At 70.5% G+C, this 22,592-nt stretch carries 17 protein-coding genes; 10 read left to right on the forward strand and 7 right to left on the reverse strand.

Features of this window, described 5'->3' with window-relative positions; translation table 11 throughout:
• Nucleotides 1-86 precede the first annotated feature (86 nt).
• Nucleotides 87-1,079 (reverse strand): aldo/keto reductase, encoded by a 993-nt coding sequence (locus tag ADK52_RS05945; RefSeq protein WP_053688724.1) that lies wholly within the window; start codon nucleotides 1,077-1,079, stop codon nucleotides 87-89.
• A gap of 109 nt (nucleotides 1,080-1,188) precedes the next feature.
• Between ADK52_RS05945 and ADK52_RS05950 the strand changes: the two genes are divergently transcribed.
• Nucleotides 1,189-2,238 carry an LLM class F420-dependent oxidoreductase gene (locus ADK52_RS05950; RefSeq protein ID WP_030860312.1) on the forward strand — a complete coding sequence of 350 codons (1,050 nt, stop codon included), beginning with the start codon at nucleotides 1,189-1,191 and terminating at the stop codon, nucleotides 2,236-2,238.
• Nucleotides 2,239-2,425: 187 nt separating this feature from the next.
• Nucleotides 2,426-3,214, forward strand: coding sequence for a ferritin-like domain-containing protein (locus ADK52_RS05955; RefSeq protein WP_053688725.1), 789 nt, complete (start codon nucleotides 2,426-2,428; stop codon nucleotides 3,212-3,214).
• A 6-nt stretch (nucleotides 3,215-3,220) separates the two neighbouring features.
• Here the strand turns inward: ADK52_RS05955 and ADK52_RS05960 are convergent, their stop codons facing one another.
• Nucleotides 3,221-4,213, reverse strand: a complete 993-nt coding sequence (locus ADK52_RS05960; protein ID WP_053688726.1) for a magnesium and cobalt transport protein CorA — start codon at nucleotides 4,211-4,213, stop codon at nucleotides 3,221-3,223.
• Between the two features lie 54 nt (nucleotides 4,214-4,267).
• On the opposite strand from ADK52_RS05960, the gene ADK52_RS05965 reads away from it, so the two are divergent.
• From ADK52_RS05965 to mshC, 4 genes are all read left to right on the forward strand, one after another.
• Nucleotides 4,268-5,005, forward strand: a complete 738-nt coding sequence (locus ADK52_RS05965; protein WP_053688727.1) for a histidine phosphatase family protein — start codon at nucleotides 4,268-4,270, stop codon at nucleotides 5,003-5,005.
• 62 nt (nucleotides 5,006-5,067) lie between these two features.
• Complete coding sequence (locus ADK52_RS05970; RefSeq protein ID WP_053688728.1) at nucleotides 5,068-5,658, forward strand: DUF3090 domain-containing protein; 591 nt, start codon at nucleotides 5,068-5,070, stop codon at nucleotides 5,656-5,658.
• Nucleotides 5,622-6,557, forward strand: coding sequence for an SCO1664 family protein (locus ADK52_RS05975; RefSeq protein WP_053688808.1), 936 nt, complete (start codon nucleotides 5,622-5,624; stop codon nucleotides 6,555-6,557). Before ADK52_RS05970 ends, ADK52_RS05975 begins: the two co-directional genes overlap by 37 nt.
• Nucleotides 6,558-6,678: 121 nt before the next feature.
• Nucleotides 6,679-7,908, forward strand: a complete 1,230-nt coding sequence (gene mshC / locus ADK52_RS05980; RefSeq protein ID WP_053688729.1) for a cysteine--1-D-myo-inosityl 2-amino-2-deoxy-alpha-D-glucopyranoside ligase — start codon at nucleotides 6,679-6,681, stop codon at nucleotides 7,906-7,908.
• 73 nt (nucleotides 7,909-7,981) lie between these two features.
• On the opposite strand, the gene ADK52_RS05985 is transcribed toward mshC, so the two are convergent.
• From ADK52_RS05985 to ADK52_RS06005, 5 genes are all read right to left on the reverse strand, one after another.
• Nucleotides 7,982-8,971 (reverse strand): PAC2 family protein, encoded by a 990-nt coding sequence (locus ADK52_RS05985; protein ID WP_053688730.1) that lies wholly within the window; start codon nucleotides 8,969-8,971, stop codon nucleotides 7,982-7,984.
• Between the two features lie 127 nt (nucleotides 8,972-9,098).
• Nucleotides 9,099-10,706 carry a glycerol-3-phosphate dehydrogenase/oxidase gene (locus ADK52_RS05990; protein ID WP_053688731.1) on the reverse strand — a complete coding sequence of 536 codons (1,608 nt, stop codon included), beginning with the start codon at nucleotides 10,704-10,706 and terminating at the stop codon, nucleotides 9,099-9,101.
• Nucleotides 10,707-10,743: 37 nt separating this feature from the next.
• Nucleotides 10,744-12,270: a glycerol kinase GlpK gene (gene glpK / locus ADK52_RS05995; RefSeq protein ID WP_053688732.1), complete on the reverse strand. Its 1,527-nt coding sequence runs from the start codon at nucleotides 12,268-12,270 to the stop codon at nucleotides 10,744-10,746.
• Between the two features lie 74 nt (nucleotides 12,271-12,344).
• Nucleotides 12,345-13,127, reverse strand: coding sequence for an MIP/aquaporin family protein (locus tag ADK52_RS06000; RefSeq protein ID WP_053688733.1), 783 nt, complete (start codon nucleotides 13,125-13,127; stop codon nucleotides 12,345-12,347).
• A 317-nt stretch (nucleotides 13,128-13,444) separates the two neighbouring features.
• Entirely contained in the window at nucleotides 13,445-14,212 is a 768-nt protein-coding gene (locus tag ADK52_RS06005; RefSeq protein ID WP_053688734.1) for an IclR family transcriptional regulator, read from the reverse strand.
• Nucleotides 14,213-14,461: 249 nt separating this feature from the next.
• Here ADK52_RS06005 and metH point away from each other — a divergent pair, with 249 nt between their 5' ends.
• The 4 genes from metH (at nucleotide 14,462) to ADK52_RS06025 (ending at nucleotide 22,549) form a co-directional block, all read left to right on the forward strand.
• Nucleotides 14,462-17,974, forward strand: a complete 3,513-nt coding sequence (gene metH / locus ADK52_RS06010; protein WP_053688735.1) for a methionine synthase — start codon at nucleotides 14,462-14,464, stop codon at nucleotides 17,972-17,974.
• A 115-nt stretch (nucleotides 17,975-18,089) separates the two neighbouring features.
• Complete coding sequence (locus ADK52_RS06015) at nucleotides 18,090-18,791, forward strand: HAD family hydrolase (RefSeq protein WP_053688736.1); 702 nt, start codon at nucleotides 18,090-18,092, stop codon at nucleotides 18,789-18,791.
• 480 nt (nucleotides 18,792-19,271) lie between these two features.
• The gene (locus tag ADK52_RS06020) at nucleotides 19,272-20,876 is read left to right on the forward strand and encodes an ABC transporter substrate-binding protein (protein WP_053688737.1); all 1,605 of its coding nucleotides are present in this window, start codon (nucleotides 19,272-19,274) and stop codon (nucleotides 20,874-20,876) included.
• 83 nt (nucleotides 20,877-20,959) lie between these two features.
• Nucleotides 20,960-22,549: an ABC transporter substrate-binding protein gene (locus ADK52_RS06025; RefSeq protein ID WP_420714806.1), complete on the forward strand. Its 1,590-nt coding sequence runs from the start codon at nucleotides 20,960-20,962 to the stop codon at nucleotides 22,547-22,549.
• The last annotated feature ends 43 nt before the right edge of the window (nucleotides 22,550-22,592 follow it).

Below are 22,592 nucleotides of genomic sequence, written 5' to 3' on the forward strand. Positions count from 1 at the left end.
GGGGGGGGGCTGGGGGTCCGCCGGGGGGGTGTGGGGGGTGGGGGGGGGGGCCGCGGAAGCGGCTTGCGCGGCTTGGCGGTCCGTGCTCACAGCGTGCTCCAGTCGTGGTCGGGGTAGCGGTGCACGGGCGCCGACACATCGTCCAGCGCCCGGCAGATCTCCTCGGGAAGACTAAGGGGCTCCACCGACAACGCCTCGCTGAGCTGCGCGGACGTCCGCGCGCCCACGATCGGCGCGACCACCCCCGGCCGGTCCCTGATCCAGGCCAGGGCCACCTGGAGCGGGGTCACCGCCAGCCCCTGGGCCGCCGTCGCCACCGCGTCCACGATGCCGCCCGCCGTCTCGTCCAGGTACGGCTCCACGAAGCCCGCCATCGTCGGCGACGCACCCCGCGAGTCCGCCGGGATGCCGTCCCGGTACTTCCCCGTCAGCACTCCCCGCCCCAGGGGAGAGGAGGGGAGCAGCCCGATGCCCAGGTCCAGCGCCGCCGGCAGGACCTCGCGTTCCACGCCCCGCTGGAGCAGCGAGTACTCCAGCTGCGCCGACGCCAGCCGCGTCCGCACCCCCGGCGCGGCCAGCTGCCACGTCGCCGCCTTGGCCAGCTGCCAGCCGGAGAAGCCCACCACCCCCGCGTACCGGGCCCGGCCGCTGCTCACTGCCAGGTCCAGCGCCTGGAGGGTCTCCTCCAGCGGGGTCGCCGGGTCGAACGCGTGGACCTGCCACAGGTCGACGTGGTCCGTTCCGAGGCGGGCCAGCGAATCGTCCAGCGCGGCGAGGAGGTGGCCGCGCGAGCCGTCGACCCGGCGGTCGGCGGCCCGGACCGAGCCCGACTTCGTCGCGATCACCAGGTCCCGGCGCGGGACCAGCCCGTCGATCAACTGCCCCAGCAGGTACTCCGCCTCACCGCCCCCGTACACGTCGGCGGTGTCGACGAGCGTCCCGCCCGCCTCCCAGAACGTCTTCAACTGCTCGGCAGCGCCCGACTCGTCCGGGCCCTCCGCGGAACGGCCCCAGGTCAGGGTGCCGAGGCCGATGCGGGACACGCGCAGTCCGGTGCGGCCGAGATGCCTCTGCTCCATGACCGCTGAGACTACTGGGGCACTGCCGCAGGGAGCCCTGGCGCGCTACAGTCCCCCGCAGACGTACGTTACTGATCGGTAAACCGGCAAGACCGTAAGGGGACGACACATGCGGCTCGGCATCAATCTCGGCTACTGGGGCGCTGGCATGGACGCCGACAACCTCGCCGTGGCCCAGGAGGCGGACCGCCTCGGCTACGACGTCTGCTGGGCGGCGGAGGCCTACGGCTCCGACGCCCCGACCGTGCTCGCCTGGGTCGCCGCCCAGACCGAGCGCATCGACGTCGGCTCCGCGATCCTCCAGATCCCGGCCCGCCAGCCCGCGATGACCGCCATGACGGCCGCCACCCTCGACTCCCTCACCAAGGGCCGCTTCCGGCTCGGCCTCGGCGTCTCCGGGCCCCAGGTCTCCGAGGGCTGGTACGGCGTCAAGTTCGACAAGCCGCTCGCCCGCACCCGCGAGTACGTGGAGATCGTCCGCAAGGCGATGACCCGCGAGCGCCTCAGCTACGAGGGCGAGCACTGGACCCTCCCCCTGCCCGGCGGCCCCGGCAAGCCGATCAAGCTCACCGTGCATCCGGAGCGCGAGCACATCCCGCTCTACATCGCCGCCATCGGGCCCAAGAACCTGGAGCAGACCGGCGAGATCGCCGACGGCGCCCTGCTCATCTTCCCGGCCGCCGAGCACCTGGAGGCCACCGCGCTCACCCACATCCGGGCGGGCCGGGAGAAGGCCGGACTGACCATGGAGGGCTTCGACGTCTGCCCGACGGTCCCGCTGGCCGTCGGCGAGGACGTGACCGCGCTCGCCGACATGTTCCGTCCGTACACCGCCCTGTACGTCGGCGGCATGGGCAGCCGGAAGCAGAACTTCTACAACCAGCTCGCCCAGCGGATGGGCTACGAGAAGGAAGCCGCCGAGATCCAGGACAAGTACCTGGCGGGCGACAAGACGGGGGCGGCCGCGGCCGTCCCGCACTCGCTGATCGACTCGACCACCCTGCTCGGCTCCGTCGAGCGGATCGCGGACGGGATGCGGGCCTACGCCGAGGCCGGGGTCACCACCCTCACGCTCGCCCCGGCCGGTTTCACCCTGGACGAGCGGATCACCGCCCTGCGGGCCGGCACGGAAGCCATGGAGCGCGCCGGCCTGGCGTGACCGTTCCACACCTGCTCTGCGGCCGTGGTGGGGGCTCGGGGGTCTTCCCCGCCACGGCCGACACAGGCACAACGCGGGCGGCACCCTCCGGGTTACGCCCGCACCCCCACCCCGGCACGTCGTTCATTCGGGCGAGCGGCGCCACCCCTCGGTTGCCGGGCCCCCGGATCGGCCGTTGACTCGATGCATGCTCTCTGCCCGCAGCCTGTTCCAGGAGATCGTCGACAACGACGACTCGTTCCAGCTGTTCTGCTCCATCGCCGCCAGCGGGGAGTCCCAGGGCGGCTGGGAGAACGCCCGGATCGCGGCCCTGGTACCCGACGGCATGCGCGAGCTCGCACCGAAGATCACCCGGCACGGCGCCGACGAGGACAAGCACGGCCGGATCTTCAACGCCCTGCTCCGCAAGCGCGGCCTGCCGCCCGTCCCGGTGCCGCCCGAGACCGACTACACCATGCTGCTGGAGCGGCGCGGCATCGGCCTCGCGCACGAGAAGCTGCGCCGCGAGGAGCCGCTGACCGAGGAGGACATCGTCGTCTACCTCGGCCACAGCCGGGTCACCGAGCAGCGCGCCGCGGACCAGATGGTCATGCTCGTCCGGCAGTTCGGGGACCACCCCGAGGTCGGCAGGGCCGTCCGCATGATCAGCCATGACGAGGACAACCACCTCGCCTACTGCCACGAGGAGCTGCTCCGCCTCGTCCGCGAGGGACACGGCCGGACCATCCAGCGGGTGCTGCGCGACAGCGCCCTCGTCGAGATCTCCGTCTACCGGGACGTGAGCCTCGCCGTCATGGACCACATGGGCCGGCTGCTGCGCTGGCCCGCGCCGAAGGCGGCCGCGCTGGCCGCCGGGATCCGCGCGTTGTACGCGTACGAGCGGTTCGCCGGCTGGCACCGGATGATCAGCCTGTGCCCGCCGGAGCGGCGCGACGCGCTGGGCGGCGTACCGGTGACCGCGCCCGAGTACGCGTAGAGGCGGCTACAGCCAGCCGCGGGTCTTGAACAGGCGGTGCAGGCCAAGGCAGGCGCCCACCATCACCAGGAGCACCACCGGATAGCCCCAGGGCTGCCGCAGCTCCCACATGTGGTCGAAGTTCATGCCGTAGATCCCCGCCACCATCGTCGGGACGGCCGCCATCGCCGCCCAGGCCGAGATCTTGCGCATGTCGTCGTTCTGCCGGACGCCCATCTGCGCCAGGTGCGCGGCCAGCGCGTCCGACAGCAGCCGGTCCAGGCCCTCGATGTACTCGCTCGCCTTGGTCAGGTGGTCGGCGACGTCGCGGAAGAACGGCTGCGCGTGCTCGTGCACGAACGGCACGTTCCCGAAGGCCAGCCGGTCCATCGGCTGGAGCAGCGGGCTCGTCGCCCGGCGGAACTCCAGTACCTGCCGCTTGAAGCCGTAGATCCGGGCGGCGGTGTTCTTGGTGTCCGTGGCCTGCGGCGCGAAGACGTCGGCCTCCACCTCCTCCAGGTCGGCCTGGAGCTCGGCCGCGACCTCGATGTAGTGGTCGACCACCGCGTCGGAGACCGCGTACAGCACGGCGGTCGGACCGTGCCGCAGGACCTCCGGCTCGTGCTCCAGCCGGCTGCGCACGGCGCTCAGCGCGGCCCCCTCGCCGTGCCGGACCGTGACCACGAAGGAGTCGCCGATGAAGAGCATCAGCTCGCCCGTGGTCACCGTGTCCGTGTCGTCGTCGTACATGACCGGCTTGAGGACGACGAACAGCGAGTCGTCGTACACCTCCAGCTTGGGGCGCTGGTGCGCGGTCAGCGCGTCCTCCACCGCCAGCTTGTGCAGCCGGAACTCCCGGCTGACGTGCTCGAACTCCTCCTCCGTCGGCTCGTACATCCCGACCCAGAGGAAGGCGTCACCACTGGCCCGCGCCTCGTCGAGGGCGTCCGAGAGGTCCTCGGGCGCAGGAGAGCGGCGGCCGTCCCGGTACATGGCGCAGTCGACTATCACGGACGGCATTCTCCCCTGCCCGCACCCGGCCCGCACGCAACCACCACCGCTTAGGCTTGCGCCATGGCCACGCTGATCCTCGTACGACACGGGCGGTCCACCGCCAACACCGCAGGGCTGCTCGCCGGATGGACGCCGGGAGTGGCCCTTGACGAGCGGGGCGCCGAGCAGGCGGCGGCGCTGCCCGAGCGGCTCGCCGCGGTGCCGCTCGACGCCGCCGTGAGCAGCCCGCTCCAGCGCTGCCGGGAGACCCTCGCGCCGCTGCTCGCCGCGCGCCCGGAACTGGAGCTGCACACCGACGACCGGATCGGCGAATGCCACTACGGGGACTGGTCGAACCGCAAACTCTCGGAGCTCTCCGACGAACCCCTGATGAAGATCGTCCAGCAGCACCCCTCGGCCGCCGCCTTCCCCGGCGGGGAGTCGATGCGCGCCATGCAGGCGCGCGCCGTGGACGCCGTACGGGAGTGGAACGCGCGGATCGAGGAGGAGCACGGGAGCGACGCCGTCTTCCTGATGTGCTCGCACGGGGACATCATCAAGTCCCTTGTCGCGGACGCCCTGGGCATGCACCTGGACCTCTTCCAGCGCATCCACGTGGACCCCTGCTCGGTCACGGCCGTCCGCTACACGCCGACGCGCCCGTTCCTGCTCCGGCTCGGCGACACCGGGGACTTCGGCTCGCTCGCCCCGCGCCCGGCCCGCGCACCGGACTCCGCGGCCGCCGACACCGCCACGTTCGAGAGCGCGGCGGAGACCGGAGGGAACGCGGTCGTCGGAGGCGGCGCGGGCGCGGCCTGATCGAACGGCGCAGTAGGGTGGACGGGCCGAAACAACCCGCCACCGAGACTTGGAGACTGGACGTGCCCCGTCAGGTGTTCCTCTTCGACCCGCCGGACCGCTTCGTGGCGGGCACGGTCGGCCTCCCGGGACGCCGTACGTTCTTCCTGCAGGCCTCATCCGGCCCCCGCGTCACCAGTGTCTCCCTGGAGAAGACCCAGGTCGCGGCGCTGGCCGAGCGGATGGACGAGCTGCTGGACGAGGTCGTACGGCGCACCGGGGGCAATGCCCCGGTCCCGGCCGTGGCCCCCGCCGAGGCCGCGGACACCGCGCCGCTGGACGTCCCGGTCGACGAGGAGTTCCGCGTCGGCACCATGGCCCTGGCCTGGGACGGCGAGGAACAGCGGATGATCGTCGAGGCGCAGGCTCTGGTGGAGCTCGACGCCGACTCGGAGGAGGACCTCGCCGAGGCGGAGGAGCGGCTGCTCCAGGACGAGGAGAACGGCCCGCCGATGCTGCGGGTCCGCCTCACCGGCGCCCAGGCCCGGGCCTTCGCCAAGCGGGCCTTGGACGTCGTCAACGCGGGCCGGCCGCCGTGCCCGCTGTGCAGCCTGCCGCTGGACCCGGAGGGGCACGTCTGCCCGCGCCAGAACGGCTACCGGCGCCAGGCGTGAGCGCCACGGGGGAACTTGAGGAGCTGCTCGCCCGGGGCGAGCTCACGGTCGTCGGCCGGATCCGCGAGGCGTCCAACGCCGTACTGCTGTGCACGGTGGCGTACGGGGGCCTGAGCGCCGACTGCGTGTACAAGCCGGTCAAGGGCGAGCGCCCGCTGTGGGACTTCCCCGACGGGAACCTGGCGCAGCGCGAGGTCGCCGCCTACCTGGTCTCCGAGGCCACGGGATGGGGCCTGGTGCCGCCGACCGTGCTGCGCGACGGGCCGTACGGCGAGGGCATGGTCCAGCTGTGGATCGCGTCCGGGGACGACGGTTCCGCGGACGACGCGCCCGGCGGTGCCGAGTCCGCAGATGCCGAGTCCGCAGACGCCGAGCCGGCAGACGCCGGGTCCGCAGACGCCGGGTCCGGCGACGGCAGCGGCCTGCTGGCCCTCGTCGAGGGCGAGGAGGCGGGGGAGGGCTGGAAGCCGGTCGCCCTCGCCGACGTCGGGGAGGGCCGCACCGCGCTGCTCGTGCACGCCGACGACCCGCGGCTGCGCCGGCTCGCCGTCCTCGACGCCGTCATCAACAACGGCGACCGCAAGGGCGGCCACCTGCTGCCCGCGGCCGACGGGCGGCTCTACGGCATCGACCACGGGGTGAGCTTCCACCGCGAGGACAAGCTGCGGACCCTGCTGTGGGGCTGGGCCGGCGAACCGCTGACCGACGAGGCGCGCGAGGTGCTCACTTCCCTGGCCGCCCGGCTGGCCGACGGGGAGCCGCTCGCCACCCGGCTGGCCGAACTGATCACCCCGGTCGAGCTGGCCGCCGTACGGGCCCGCGTGGCCGGTCTGCTGCGCACCGGAGTGCACCCGCAGCCGTCCGGGCAGTGGCCGGCCATCCCCTGGCCGCCGGTCTGAACAGGCCTGCCCGGGCGGAGCCCGGGTAGGCACAGAACCAGCCAGACCGCAAGAGCGCCGATCAAGCCAACAGTGCAGGTCCGGTTCGTTTTCGGAACACGCGTCCGGTTAGGCTCGACACATGCATGCCTGGCCCGCTTCTGAGGTCCCCGCCCTTCCTGGCAAGGGCCGCGACCTCCAGATCCACGACACCGCGACCCAGGGGACGATCACCCTCGCCCCCGGTCCCGTCGCCCGTATCTACGTCTGCGGCATCACTCCGTACGACGCGACCCACATCGGTCACGCGGCGACCTACAACGCGTTCGACCTCGTACAGCGCGTGTGGCTCGACACCAAGCGGCAGGTCCACTACGTCCAGAACGTGACGGACGTCGACGATCCGCTCCTCGAGCGGGCGCTGCGCGACGGCCAGGACTGGACCGAGCTCGCGGAGCGCGAGACGGCCCTCTTCCGCGAGGACATGACCGCCCTGCGGATGCTGCCGCCGCAGCACTACATCGGCGCCGTCGAGGCCATACCGGGCATCGTGCCGCTGGTGGAGCGGCTGCGCGACGCCGGCGCGGCGTACGAGCTGGACGGCGACATCTACTTCTCGGTGGAGTCCGACGCGAACTTCGGCACGGTCTCCCACCTCGACGCCGAGGCGATGCGGCTGCTGTCCGCGGAGCGCGGCGGCGACCCGGAGCGCCCGGGGAAGAAGAACCCGCTGGACCCGATGCTGTGGATGGCGGCCCGCCCGGGCGAGCCGAGCTGGGACGGCGGCTCGCTGGGCCGCGGCCGGCCCGGCTGGCACATCGAGTGCGTCGCCATCGCCCTGGACCACCTGGGCATGGGATTCGACATCCAGGGCGGCGGATCCGACCTGGTGTTCCCGCACCACGAGATGGGCGCCTCGCACGCGCAGGTGCTGACGGGCGAGTTCCCGATGGCCAAGGCGTACGTGCACGCGGGCATGGTCGCGCTGCACGGCGAGAAGATGTCGAAGTCGAAGGGCAACCTGGTCTTCGTCTCCGCGCTGCGGCGCGCCGGGGTGGACCCGGCGGCGATCCGCCTCGCGCTGCTCTCTCACCACTACCGGGCCGACTGGGAGTGGACGGACGAGGTCCTGGAGCAGGCGGTGGCCCGCCTGGAGCGCTGGCGCGCGGCCGTCTCGCGCCCGGACGGCCTGCCGGCGGACGCCCTCGTCGAGGAGGTCCGCGAGGCCCTGGCGAACGACCTGGACGCCCCTGCCGCGCTGGCGGCGGTGGACCGCTGGGTGGACGCCCAGAACGCCTCCGACGGGGACGACGAGTCCGCGCCGGGCCTGGTCTCGCGCACGGTCGACGCCCTCCTGGGCGTGGCCCTGTAACCCGCCGCGGCCATGGCCGACGATGCCCCCTGTCCTTCGGGCAGGGGGCATCGTCGCGTTCCGGGCCGGCCGGCTACGCCTCGGGAGGCGTGTCGTCCTCGTCCGGGGCCGGCGGCTCCTCGCCCGGGCCCGACGGGTCCGGCTTGCGCTTCGGCGGGCGGGTCAGGCCGCTCGACGTGTCCCGCAGGTACGAGCCGTCGCCCGGCTCGGCCGAGGGGGCCGCGGGGTCCCGGCGGCGCAGGTACCGCTCGAACTCCCGGGCGATGGCGTCGCCCGAGGCCTCCGGCAGGTCCGCCGTGTCCCGCGCCTCCTCCAGCGTCTGGACGTACTCCGCCACCTCGCTGTCCTCGGCGGCCAGTTGGTCCACGCCGAGCTGCCACGCCCGCGCGTCCTCCGGGAGTTCACCCAGCGGGATCCGGATGTCGATCAGATCCTCCAGCCGGTTCAGCAGGGCCAGCGTCGCCTTGGGGTTCGGCGGCTGGGATACGTAGTGCGGGACCGCCGCCCACAGCGAGACCGCCGGGACGCCCGCGTGGGTGCAGGCCTCCTGGAGGATGCCCACGATCCCCGTCGGGCCCTCGTACTTGGTCTCCTCCAGGTCCATCGTCCGTGCCAGGTCCGCGTCCGAGGTGACCCCGCTGACCGGCACCGGCCGGGTGTGCGGGGTGTCCCCGAGCAGCGCGCCCAGGATCACGACCATCTCCACGCCCAGTTCGTGCGCGAAGCCCAGGATCTCGTTGCAGAACGACCGCCACCGCATGGACGGTTCGATGCCCCGCACGAGCACGAGGTCGCGCGGCTTCGCGCCGCCGATCCGCACCACCGACAGCCTCGTCGTCGGCCACGTGATCTTCCGTACCCCGTTGTCCAGCCACACCGTCGGCCGGTTGACCTGGAAGTCGTAGTAGTCCTCGGCGTCCAGCGCCGCGAAGACCTCGCCCTTCCACTCCCGGTCCAGGTGCGCGACCGCACCGGAGGCCGCGTCACCCGCGTCGTTCCAGCCCTCGAACGCGGCCACCATGACCGGGTCGATCAGCTCGGGCACGCCCTCAAGCTCGATCACCCAGGTCTCCTTCCGAAGTTCCCTTGTGTACGTGGGCCAGCCTAAGCCTTGAGGGGACACCGGCCACAGCCCACGACAGAGGGGCGGTTCCCCTCGGAACCGCCCCTCTTCCCCACCTGCGTACGAGCTATGCCTTGCGGCTCAGCATCTCCTCGACCCGCGTGCGCACGGAGTCGTCGTCCAGGCCGCGGACCGTCACCGTGGTGCGGCGGCGCAGCACGTCGTCGACCGTCTCGGCCCACTCGTTGTCACGGGCGTAGGCGACCTGCGCCCAGATCTCCGGGCCGTCCGGGTGGATCCGCTCGGCCAGCGCCGGGTCCTCGTTCGCGAGGCGCGCGATGTCGAAGGCCAGCGAGCCGTAGTGCGAGGCCAGGTGGCGGGCGGTGAGCGGGTCCATCCGCGTGCCGGGCTCGCGGTCCACGAGCAGGCGGTGCGCGACGGCGTTCGGGTTGGCGACGCCGGGCAGCGGCACCCGGCGCACCAGCGACTTCACCGGCTCCATGTCGTCGGTGAGCGGGCTGCCGGGCAGCTTGGCCAGCTTGTCCATGACCACGCGGCCGATGTGGCGGTACGTGGTCCACTTGCCACCGGCCACCGACAGCATGCCGCCGGCGCCCTCGGAGACGACCGTCTCGCGCTTGGCCTTCTCGACGCCGCCGGGGCCGCCGGGCAGCACCCGCAGGCCGGCGAAGGCGTACGTCATCAGCGAGCGGTCCAGGTCGGCGTCCTTCACCGAGAAGGCCGCCTCGTCCAGGATCTGCTGGATGTCGGCCTCGGTGGCGCGTACGTCCGCCGGGTCGCCCTCGTACACCTCGTCGGTGGTGCCGAGCAGCAGCTGGTCCTCCCACGGGAGGGCGAAGGTGATGCGGTACTTGTCGATCGGGGTGGCCATGGCGGCCTTCCACGGCGACTTGCGCTTCATGACGATGTGCGCGCCCTTGGAGAGGCGGATCGACGGCATCGAGTGCTTGTCTTCCATGCGCCGCAGGTGGTCCACCCACGGGCCGGTGGCGTTGAGCACGACGCGCGCGTCGACGCCGAACTCGGTGCCGTCGAGGCGGTCCTTGAGCTCGGCACCGGTGACCCGGCCGCGCGTCGTGCGCAGGCCGGTGACCTCGGCGTGGTTGAGGACGACGGCGCCCGACTCGACGGCCGCGCGGACCGTCATGACGGCGACGCGGGAGTCGTTCATCTGGTGGTCGTAGTAGACCGCGACGGCCTTGAGGTTGTCCGTCTTCAGACCCGGGTTGTCGGCGGCGGCACGGGCCGGGGATATGACCTTGCCCATGCCGTCGCCGAAGGCCGAGAGGGCGGAGTAGGCGAAGACGCCCGCGCCCAGCTTGGCCGCACCGACCGGTCCGCCCTTGTAGACCGGCAGGTAGAAGGTGAGCGGGTTGACCAGGTGCGGGGCCACGTCCTTGGCCAGCACCCGGCGCTCGTGGTGGTTCTCGGCGACCAGCTTGACCGCGCCGGTCTGCAGGTAGCGCAGACCGCCGTGGACGAGCTTGGAGGAGGCGGAGGAGGTGGCGCCGGCGAAGTCGCCGGCGTCCACCATGGCGACCCGCAGACCCGACTGCGCGGCGTGCCAGGCCACCGAGGTGCCCAGGATTCCACCGCCGATGACCAGCAGGTCGTACGTGGCCTTGGCCAGCTGCTCACGGGTCTCGGCGCGGCTCGCGTTCGAGCCGGCGGTCGGGTGCGTACCCAGGGTGGGGACGCTCTGCAGGGTGCTCATATCTCTTAGCTCCTCGTCGATTGACTCAGCTGGTGCGTCAGCTGGCGTCTTCGTCGTCGATCCAGCCCATGGACCGCTCGACGGCCTTGAGCCAGTTCTTGTACTCGCGGTCCCGCTGTTCGGCGGGCATCCGCGGGGTCCACTCCGCCGCGCGGCGCCAGTTGGCGCGCAGGGCGTCGGTGTCGGGCCAGAAGCCGACGGCCAGGCCGGCGGCGTAGGCGGCGCCGAGGCAGGTGGTCTCCGCGACCATCGGACGGACCACGGGGGCGTCCACGAAGTCGGAGAGGGTCTGCATCAGCAGGTTGTTGGAGGTCATGCCGCCGTCGACCTTGAGGGCAGTGAGCTCGACGCCCGAGTCCTTGGTCATGGCGTCGGTGATCTCGCGGGTCTGCCAGGCGGTGGCCTCCAGGACGGCACGGGCGATGTGCGCCTTGGTGACGTACCGGGTGAGGCCGGCGATCACGCCGCGGGCGTCGGAGCGCCAGTACGGGGCGAACAGGCCGGAGAAGGCCGGCACGAAGTAGGCGCCGCCGTTGTCCTCGACGGAGAGCGCGAGGGTCTCGATCTCGGCCGCGGTCTTGATCATGCCCATCTGGTCGCGCATCCACTGGACGAGCGAGCCGGTGACGGCGATGGATCCCTCCAGGGCGTAGACCGGCTTCTGGTCGCCGATCTTGTAGCCGACCGTGGTCAGCAGGCCGCTGTAGGAGTTGATGACCTTGTCGCCGGTGTTCATCAGCATGAACGTGCCGGTGCCGTACGTGGACTTGGCCTCGCCCTCGGCGAAGCAGGTCTGGCCGAAGAGGGCGGCCTGCTGGTCACCGAGCGCCGAGGCGACGGGGACACCGGCGAGGACGCCCTCCTTGACGTGGCCGTAGACCTCGGCGGAGGACTTGATCTCGGGGAGGATGTCGAGCGGCACCTCCATGGACTCCGCGATCTTGGCGTCCCACTCCAGGGAGTGCAGGTTCATCAGCATGGTGCGCGAGGCGTTGGTGACGTCGGTGACGTGCACACCGCCCTCGGTACCACCGGTGAGGTTCCAGATGACCCAGGAGTCCATGGTGCCGAAGAGGATGTCGCCGGCCTCGGCGCGCTCGCGCAGGCCCTCGACGTTGTCGAGCAGCCAGCGGGCCTTCGGCCCGGCGAAATAGCTCGCCAGCGGCAGGCCGGTCTCGCGGCGGAAGCGGTCCTGGCCGACGTTGCGGCCGAGCTCCTTGCACAGGGCGTCGGTGCGGGTGTCCTGCCAGACCAGCGCGTTGTGCACCGGCAGGCCGGTGTTCTTGTCCCACAGGACGGTGGTCTCGCGCTGGTTGGTGATGCCGACGGCCTTGACGTCGGCGGCGGTGATCTCCGCCTTGGCGATGGCGCCGGCGACGACCTCCTGGACGTTGGTCCAGATCTCGACGGCGTCGTGCTCGACCCAGCCCGGCTTCGGGAAGATCTGCTCGTGCTCCTTCTGGTCGACGGCGACGATGCGGCCGTCGCGGTCGAAGACGATGCAGCGGGAGGAGGTGGTGCCCTGGTCGATGGCGGCGATGAAGGGGCCGGTGCTGCTGGTCATGTGGCTGCTCCTGGCAGGTCTAGGTAGGCGGAATCAGGTGGCGGTGCGGATCTTGCGATACGTGCCGGGGCTGATCAGGCGAACGCGAGGTTGTACAGACCACCGGCGATGGCGGCACCGACGAGCGGGCCGACCACCGGGATCCAGGAGTATCCCCAGTCGGAGCCGCCCTTGTTGGGAAGCGGCAGCAGGGCGTGGACGATGCGCGGACCGAGGTCGCGGACCGGGTTGATGGCGTAGCCGGTCGGACCGCCGAGCGAGAGGCCGATGCCGACGACCACGAAGGAGGTGATCAGGACGCCGATGACGCCGAGGCCCTTGCCGTTGTCCTGGAGGCCCTGGGTCAGGATCGCGAGGACGAGGACGAACGTGCCGATGATCTCGGTCGCGAGGTTCTGGACGACGTTGCGGATCTCGGGGCCGGTGGAGAAGACGCCGAGCACCGGGCCGGCCTGGTCGTGCGGGTGCGGGTCCTCGGGGCCGAGCTTGGCGTCACGGATGTGCTCGGGGTCCGAGAGGTGCACCCGGAACTGTCCGTAGTACGTGACCCACATGAGGACCGCGCCGATCATGGCGCCGAGGAGCTGGCCGGCGAGGTAGACCGGAGTGTCGCTCCAGTCGCCGTTCTTGATCGCAAGGCCGACGGTGACCGCCGGGTTGAGGTGCGCGCCGGAGAGCGGTGCGGAGACGTAGGCGGCGATGAGAACGGCGAAACCCCAGCCGAACGTGATCGCGAGCCAGCCTGCGTTCCGGGCCTTGGAGCTCTTGAGCGTCACGGCGGCGCAGACGCCACCACCGAGCAGTGTGAGCAGGGCGGTACCGATGGTCTCGCCGATGAAGATGTCGGAGCTGGACACCCGCGACTCCTTTGTCTTACGTCCAGGGGTGTGCGGACACCGGGTCCCGTCCGGTGGTCCGCGCACTCGGTGAGTGGTTCACCGGTCCGTGGCCTTGCCACACCCTAACGCGTATTGCCGGTAGGTGTTCGACAATGCCGACCGATGAACGGCAGTTTTCATCCCAGGTGAAGAACGCGTCAAGGGTTGGCCAGGCCAAAGTGTCGGATCGTTACCACTAGGTACGATCAGCCAAACCCAGCCACCGGATGGCCGAAATATGGCGAAAAGAGGGCAGAAAGCGGCCAAGGAATGGCCGAAAACGTGCGGGAAGGGACCTAGAACCGGCCCGCGCCGAGATCGCGTGAAACAGCGCGCGCACAGTCCCGTACGGACGCCACGAGGCTCGCGCGGGGCTCCCCGGACTCCCCGCACACCCGTTCCACGGCCCCCGCGACCGCCACCGCGCCCACCGGCATCCGGCGCCGGTCGTGGATCGGCGCCGCCACCGAGGCGATGCCGTCCCAGGTCTCCTCGACGTCCGAGGCCCAGCCGCGCGCCCGGGTCAGGTCGAGGATCTCCTCGAAGCCCGCGCCGTCGGTGACCGTCCGGGGCGTGAACGCCTCGCGCTCCGCCTCCAGTGCCTCCGTATGGGCGACCGGGTCGTACGCGGAGAGCACCTTGCCCAGGGCCGTGGAGTGCAGCGGCTGCATGGCGCCGACCTCCAGCACTTGGCGGCTGTCGTCCGGGCGGAACACGTGGTGCATGATCAGCACCCCGCTCTTGTGGAGCACGCCCACGTACACGCTCTCGCCGCTCGCCCGGGCCAGGTCATCCGTCCAGACCAGCGCGCGGGCGCGCAGCTCGTGCACGTCCAGGTAGCTGTTGCCCAGGCGCAGCAGCTCCGCGCCCAGCTGGTAGCGGCCCGAGGCGGGGTCCTGCTCCACGAAGCCCTCGGCCTGCAGCGTGCGCAGGATCCCGTGGGCCGTGCCCTTGGCCAGGCCCAGAGAGCTGGCCACGTCCGAGAGGCCCAGCCGGCGCTCGCCGCCCGCCAGGAGTCGCAGCATCGCAGCGGCTCGTTCGAGCGACTGGATGTTCCGTGCCATCGCGCAGCCTCCTGCTGACGTAGTTCGACAATGCTGAACAGTATCGGTCGATGTCGACCTTGTGCATGGTTGGGCAACTGTTCAGGCCTCCGTCGACCAGGACACCCCTGGCAGACCCCCGCGCACAGAATGCAGTCCGCCACGTGGGACAGCCTCACCGGGGCCGGTGCCGCGCGGTTACCCTGACCGCGTGCACCCTTGACATGAGGGTGCAAAGCCGACAGCCGTCGCATCCCAGGGAGCACAACCATGGCCTCGTTGCCGAACCCGCCCGCTGACACCCAGACCCGGGCCGATGCCCTCCGAGAGGCGCTCGCGACCCGCGTGGTCGTCGCCGACGGAGCCATGGGAACGATGCTCCAGGCGCAGGACCCCTCCATGGAGGACTTCCAGCAGCTCGAAGGCTGCAACGAGGTGCTGAACGTCACCCGCCCCGACATCGTGCGCTCCGTCCACGACGCGTACTTCGCGGTGGGCGTGGACTGCGTCGAGACCAACACCTTCGGCGCGAACTTCGCGGCGCTCGCCGAGTACGACATCCCCGAACGCAATTTCGAGCTGTCGGAGTCCGGCGCGCGCATCGCCCGCGAGGTCGCCGACGAGTACACCGCCGGTACCGGTCAGCAGCGCTGGGTCCTCGGCTCCATGGGCCCCGGCACCAAGCTGCCCACCCTCGGCCACATCGACTACGCGACGATCCGCGACGCCTACCAGGTCAACGCCGAGGGCCTGATCTCCGGCGGGGCCGACGCCCTGCTCGTCGAGACCACCCAGGACCTCCTGCAGACCAAGTCCTCCGTCATCGGCGCCCGCCGCGCCATGGAGGCCCTCGGCGTCTCCGTCCCGCTGATCTGCTCCGTCACCGTCGAGACCACCGGCACCATGCTGCTCGGCTCCGAGATCGGCGCCGCGCTCACCGCGCTGGAGCCGCTCGGCATCGACATGATCGGCCTGAACTGCGCCACCGGCCCCGCCGAGATGAGCGAGCACCTGCGCTACCTGGCCCGCAACGCGCGCATCCCGCTCTCCTGCATGCCCAACGCCGGCCTGCCCGTCCTCGGCAAGAACGGCGCGCACTACCCGCTGTCCGCCCCCGAGCTCGCGGACGCCCAGGAGACCTTCGTCCGCGAGTACGGGCTCTCCCTCGTCGGCGGCTGCTGCGGTACGACACCGGAACACCTGCGCCAGGTCGTCGAGCGCGTCCGCGGGCTCGGCCCGGCCGCCCGCGAGCCCCGCCCGGAGCCCGGCGCGTCCTCGCTCTACCAGACCGTCCCGTTCCGCCAGGACACCGCGTACATGGCGATCGGCGAGCGGACGAACGCGAACGGCTCGAAGAAGTTCCGCGAGGCCATGCTGGAGGCCCGCTGGGACGACTGCGTCGAGATGGCTCGCGACCAGATCCGCGAGGGCGCGCACATGCTCGACCTCTGCGTGGACTACGTGGGCCGCGACGGCGTCGCCGACATGAAGGAGCTCGCCGGCCGCTTCGCCACGGCCTCGACGCTGCCGATCGTCCTGGACTCCACCGAGGTTCCCGTGATCCAGGCGGGCCTGGAGAAGCTGGGCGGCCGCGCCGTCATCAACTCGGTGAACTACGAGGACGGCGACGGCCCCGACTCGCGCTTCGCCAAGGTCACCGGGCTGGCCCGCGAGCACGGCGCCGCGCTGATCGCGCTGACCATCGACGAGGAGGGCCAGGCCCGCACCGTCGAACACAAGGTCGCCATCGCCGAACGCCTGATCGACGACCTGACCGGCAACTGGGGCATCAACGAGTCGGACATCCTCATCGACACGCTGACCTTCACCATCTGCACCGGCCAGGAGGAGTCCCGCAAGGACGGCATCGCGACGATCGAGTCGATCCGCGAGCTCAAGCGCCGCCACCCGGACGTCCAGACCACGCTCGGCCTGTCCAACATCTCCTTCGGCCTGAACCCGGCCGCCCGCGTGCTGCTGAACTCGGTCTTCCTCGACGAGTGCGTCAAGGCCGGCCTGGACTCGGCCATCGTCCACGCCAGCAAGATCCTTCCCATCGCCCGGTTCGACGAGGAGCAGGTCAGCACCGCCCTCGACCTGATCTACGACCGCCGCGCCGAGGAGTACGACCCGCTCCAGAAGCTGATGGCCCTCTTCGAGGGGGTCAACACCAAGTCCCTCAAGGCCGGCCGCGCCGAGGAGCTCATGGCGCTCCCGCTCGACGAGCGGCTCCAGCGCCGCATCATCGACGGCGAGAAGAACGGCCTGGAGGCCGACCTCGACGAGGCCCTGCGGGACCGCGCCGCCCTCGACATCGTCAACGACACCCTCCTGGAGGGCATGAAGGTCGTCGGCGAGCTCTTCGGCTCCGGCCAGATGCAGCTGCCGTTCGTCCTCCAGTCCGCCGAGGTGATGAAGACCGCGGTCGCCCACCTCGAACCGCACATGGAGAAGACCGACGACGAGGGCAAGGGCACCATCGTGCTCGCCACCGTCCGCGGCGACGTCCACGACATCGGCAAGAACCTCGTCGACATCATCCTCACCAACAACGGCTACAACGTCGTGAACATCGGAATCAAGCAGCCGGTCTCCGCGATCCTCGAAGCCGCGCAGGAACACAAGGCCGACGTCATCGGCATGTCCGGCCTGCTCGTGAAGTCGACGGTGATCATGAAGGAGAACCTGGAGGAGCTCAACCAGCGCAAGCTGGCGGCCGACTACCCGGTGATCCTCGGCGGCGCCGCCCTCACCCGCGCCTACGTCGAACAGGACCTCCACGAGATCTACGAGGGTGAGGTCCGCTACGCCCGCGACGCGTTCGAGGGCCTGCGCCTGATGGACGCCCTGATCGCCGTCAAGCGCGGCGTCCCCGGCGCCTCCCTGCCCGAGCTCAAGCAGCGCCGCGTCGCCAAGCGGGACGCCCCCCTCCTCCAGGTGGACGAGCCGGAGGAGAAGGGCGGCCGCTCCGACGTGGCCGTCGACAACCCCGTCCCCACCCCGCCGTTCTGGGGCACCCGCGTGGTCAAGGGCATCCCGCTGAAGGACTACGCCTCCTGGCTGGACGAGGGCGCGCTGTTCAAGGGCCAGTGGGGCCTCAAGCAGGCCCGCGCCGGCGGGGCGACGTACGAAGAGCTCGTCGAGACCGAGGGCCGTCCGCGGCTGCGCGGCCTCCTCGACAAGCTGCACACCGAGAACCTGCTCGAAGCCGCGGTGGTCTACGGGTACTTCCCCTGCGTCTCCAAGGGCGAGGACCTGATCATCCTCGACGACGACGGCAACGAGCGGACCCGCTTCACCTTCCCGCGCCAGCGCCGCGGCCGGCGCCTGTGCCTCGCCGACTTCTTCCGCCCGGAGGAGTCCGGCGAGACCGACGTGGTCGGCCTCCAGGTGGTCACGGTCGGCTCGAAGATCGGCGAGGCCACGGCCAAGCTGTTCGAGTCCGACTCGTACCGCGAGTACCTGGAGCTGCACGGCCTCTCGGTCCAGCTGGCCGAGGCCATGGCCGAGTACTGGCACGCCCGCGTCCGCGCCGAGCTCGGATTCGGCGGCGAGGACCCGGCCGCCGTGGAGGACATGTTCGACCTGAAGTACCGCGGCGCCCGCTTCTCGCTCGGCTACGGGGCCTGCCCCGACCTGGAGGACCGCGCCAAGATCGCCGACCTCCTCCAGCCGGAGCGGATCGGCGTCCACCTCTCCGAGGAGTTCCAGCTCCACCCGGAGCAGTCCACCGACGCGATCGTCATCCACCACCCCGAAGCGAAGTATTTCAACGCACGCTGACGCGGACCGACGTACACTTGTCGGTCCCATACAGGCCGGTCGCCTGTTCCCCGGGGGAATGCCCATGGGGAAGAGGCGGCCGGCCTTCTCGTCCCCTGAGAGAGGTGTGTGCCGGATGACCAGCACCGTTCCCGCGCCCGTCGCCCGTACGGCCGACGGGCATGCCCTGCAGGCGGTGCTGCTGGACATGGACGGCACCCTCGTCGACACCGAGGGTTTCTGGTGGGAGATCGAGGTGGACGTCTTCGGCGAGCTCGGCCACCCTCTCGACGAGTCCTGGCGCGATGTCGTCGTCGGCGGGCCGATGACCCGCAGCGCCGCCTTCCTCATCGAGTCCACCGGCGCCGCCATCACCCTTTCGGAGCTGAGCGTCCTGCTCAATGAGCGCTTCGAGGCGCGGATCGCCGATCAGGTCCCGCTGATGCCCGGCGCCGAGCGGCTGCTGGCCGAGCTGGCCCGGCACAACGTGCCCACCGCCCTCGTCTCCGCCTCGCACCGCCGCGTCATCGACCGGGTGCTGCGCACCCTGGGCCCCGAGCGGTTCGCGCTCAGCGTGGCCGGCGACGAGGTGTCCCGTACGAAGCCGCACCCCGACCCGTACCTGCTCGCCGCCCGCACCCTCGGCGCCCACCCCTCGCGCTGCGCCGTCATCGAGGACACCGCGACGGGCGTCGCCTCCGCCGAGGCCGCCGGCTGCCGGGTCGTGGCCGTGCCCTCCGTCGGCGTGATCGCGCCCGCGCCCGGCCGTACGATCGTCCGCTCGCTGGAGGACGTGGACCTTCCGTTCCTGCGCTCGCTCATCACTCCGATGAACTGATCGCATACGCTCAGTGCCGAACGGAACAGCGGTGTGACCGAGGTCCCACGGAAGGATCTTCCGTTCCATGGCCCGGAGGCTGAAATTCCATCCTTTCCGTGGCAGTTGTAACGGGTGACCTTTGTCACCCGCCAAGCCCCCGACGGACCTGTCCGGGGGCTTGGAAACCTGCCCTTGTGTCCGGATTGATCAGCTCCTGACCGAATCTGCGATGACCGGCACATAGACAGCCAGTCCGCACCCATCACCGTGCGATTACGCCCCAAGTCCTGCCAGTTCAAGCCATCCCCTCCCAGACCACTAATGTCGACGCGGGCACTACGCCGCACCTCTGCTGTCCCGGACGCACACCCATGTGCCGGAACCGCGTGGACCGATCGTCACAACACCGGCCCGATCGTTCCGCCCTGAACGGGCGACCGCCGCGAAGTGCCCTTTACGCCGCTTTGAGCAAGTGCCGGTCAAGGGAGTACTTCCAGCATGAACCGCAAGACCCTGGTGCTGACGGCCGCGGCCGGACTGCTCACCCCCACGCTCGCCGCCTGCGGCAGCACGAGCGGAGGCGGAGCGGGATCCGGAGTGATCGTCGTCGGAACCACCGACCGGTTCGAGGCGGCGGATTACGCCCCCGCACCGTTCGACCCGGCCTCCGCGTACGACGCCGGTGCCTGGAACGTCCTGCGGCAGACCGTCCAGACGCTGATGCACACGCCCCGCGGCGGCGGCCAGCCCGTCCCCGAAGCGGCCTCCGACTGCCGCTTCACCGACACGGGCAACGAGAGCTACCGCTGCACCCTGCGCCCCGGCCTCAAGTTCGCGAGCGGCGAGCCCCTCACGGCCAAGGACGTCAAGTTCTCCATCGACCGCGTCCTCGCCATCAAGGCGGAGAACGGCCCCGCCTCGCTGCTCTCCACCCTCGACACCGTCGAGCTGAAGTCCGCCGACACCGTCGTCTTCCACCTGAAGACCCCGGACGCGACCTTCCCGTACAAGCTCTCCACCCCCGCCGCCGGCATCGTCAGCGAGAAGAACTACGACGCCAAGAAGCTCCGCGAGGGCTTCGGCGTCGACGGTTCCGGCCCGTACACGATGAAGGCCGAGGTCAAGGACGACCACCTCGTCCGCGCCGTCTTCAGCAAGAACCCGAACTACAAGGGCGACTTGAAGCTGCAGAACGACAAGGTCGAACTGCGCACCTTCACCGACTCCGCGGCCATGGGCAAGGCCCTCACCGCCGGATCCGTCCACATGGTCTCCCGGACCCTGTCGCCCGCCCAGATCACCGAGTTCGCCGCCAAGCCGCCCAAGGGCGTCAAGCTGGTCCCGATGCCCGGCCTGGAGATCCGCTACATCGGCTTCAACACCGACGCCCCGGCCGTCAAGGACAAGGCCGTACGCCAGGCCCTCGCCGCCGCCGTCGACCGCAACGCGATCATCGACAAGGTCTACGGCAAGTCCGCGCTGCCGCTGTACTCGCTGGTCCCCACCTCCGTGCCCGGCCACGTCAACTCCTTCTTCAACAAGTACGGCGAGGCCAACACCGCGAAGGCCGCCGACCTGCTGAAGTCCGCCGGCATCAAGACCCCGGTCAAGCTGACGCTGAACTACACCAAGGACCACTACGGCGACGGCACGGCCACCGAGTTCGAGACCCTCAAGAACCAGCTGAACTCCACCCAGCTGTTCGACGTCACCGTCCAGGGCTCCGACTGGTCCGACTTCCGGCCCGCGCAGAAGAAGGGCGACTACGCCGCCTACGGGCTCGGCTGGTTCCCCGACTACCCGGACGCCGACAACTTCCTCGCCCCGTTCCTGGAGCAGGACAACTTCCTGGGCACGCCGTACGCCAACGCCGCGGTGCGCACCAAGCTCATCCCCGAATCCCGGCGCGCCGTCGACCGCAACGTCGCCGTCCCCGCGATCACGGAGATGCAGGACATCGTCGCCGAAGACGTGCCCGTCCTGCCCCTGTGGCAGGGCAAGCAGTACGTCGCCGCACGCGACGGGATCACCGGAGTGGAGTGGTCGGTCAACGCCATCTCCGACCTCCAGCTGTGGGAACTCGGCCGGGGCGTCAGCGGCTGAGACCGGCAGTACCGGCAGTACCGGCGGCGGGTGTCGCAGGCCGGCGCAACGATTCATTGAGACTGACTGTGAAGGACGTTCGCGTGATGAGACGTAACCAGTGGCTTGCGGCCCCGCTCGGCGCGGCCACCGCCGCCGCACTGCTCAGCGGTTGCGGTTCGACCGGCAGCCCCACCGCCGACGGCGGCGGCAAGGGCGTGGTCATGGGCATATCCGACCGGGTACGGTCCACCGACCCCGCCTCCGGCTACGACGCCGGCTCCTGGCTGCTCTTCAACAACGTCTTCCAGTCCCTGCTGGCCTTCCCCAAGGGCGGCGGCACCACGCCGGAGCCCGACGCCGCGCAGAGCTGCAACTTCGAGGGCGGCGACAGCAAGGTCTACAAGTGCACCCTGCGCGCCGGCCTGAAGTTCAGCAACGGCCACTCCCTCACCTCCAAGGACGTCAAGTACTCCTTCGAGCGCACGCTGAAGATCAATGACGACAACGGCCCCGCCGTGATGCTCTCGTCGATCGCCGGCATCGACACCCCCGACGACAAGACCGTCGTCTTCCGCCTCAAGACCTCCGACGCGACCTTCCCCAGCAAGATCGCCTCGGGCGCGGGCTCCATCGTCGACCACAGCGAGTACCCGGCGGACAAGCTGCGGACCGACAACAAGGCCGTCGGCTCCGGCGTCTACAAGCTCGACTCGTTCAACGACAAGAGCGCCGGCTTCTCCGTCAACGAGAACTACACCGGCAAGGCCAAGGCCAAGAACACCGGCGTCACCCTCAAGTTCTTCAACGGGGACCAGGCCGGCCTGAAGAAGGTCCTGGACGGCGGCGACGTCGACTTCGCCTTCCGCGGCCTGGCCGCCAAGGACATCGCCGCCCTGTCCTCCACCAAGACCGGGGACAACAAGGTCGAGGTCGTCCAGGGCACCGGTGCCGAAGTCGAGCACCTCGTGTTCAACATGAACGACCCGGTCGCCGGCAAGCTCCCGATCCGCAAGGCCATCGCCTACCTCGTGGACCGCGAAGCGATCGTCAAGGAGGTCTACGACGGCACGACGACCTCCCTGTACTCGATCGTCCCGGCCGGCATCGGCTCCCACAACACCGCCTTCTTCGACCGCTACGGCGGCAGCCCGCAGCCGAAGAAGGCCGAGGCCGTCCTGCGCGCCGCCGGCATCAAGGACAAGGTGAAGATCACCCTGTACTCGACGACGACGCGCAACGGCCCGTCCACCGACCAGCAGTTCCAGCTCATCGCCAAGCAGCTCAACGAGAGCGGACTCTTCGAGGCCGACGTCAAGTCCGTCGAGTTCACGCAGTACGAGAAGGACATCCAGGACGGCAAGTACGGCGTGTACGTCAAGGGCTGGGTCCCCGACTACCCCGACGCCGACAGCTTCACCCAGCCGTTCTTCGGCCCGGACAACGTCGTGCACAACAACTACGACAACAAGGAGATCAGCGGGACGATCATCCCGTCGACCGCCGCCAAGTCCGACCGCACCGCGGCCAACCCGGACTACAACCGGCTGCAGGACATCGTCGCCGACGAGATCCCGCTGCTCCCGCTCTGGCAGAGCAAGCAGTACGCCGTCACCCGCCAGAACGTGACCGGTCTGCAGTGGTCGCTGGACGCCTCCACCGTCTTCCGCTTCTGGGAGATCAGCAAGGGCTGACCCGACCCGGTACGGCGAAGGGGCCGGCGGCCGCGCGATGCGG

Origin of the sequence: Streptomyces sp. WM6372, from assembly GCF_001279655.1 — a bacterium.
Lineage (GTDB): Bacteria > Actinomycetota > Actinomycetes > Streptomycetales > Streptomycetaceae > Streptomyces.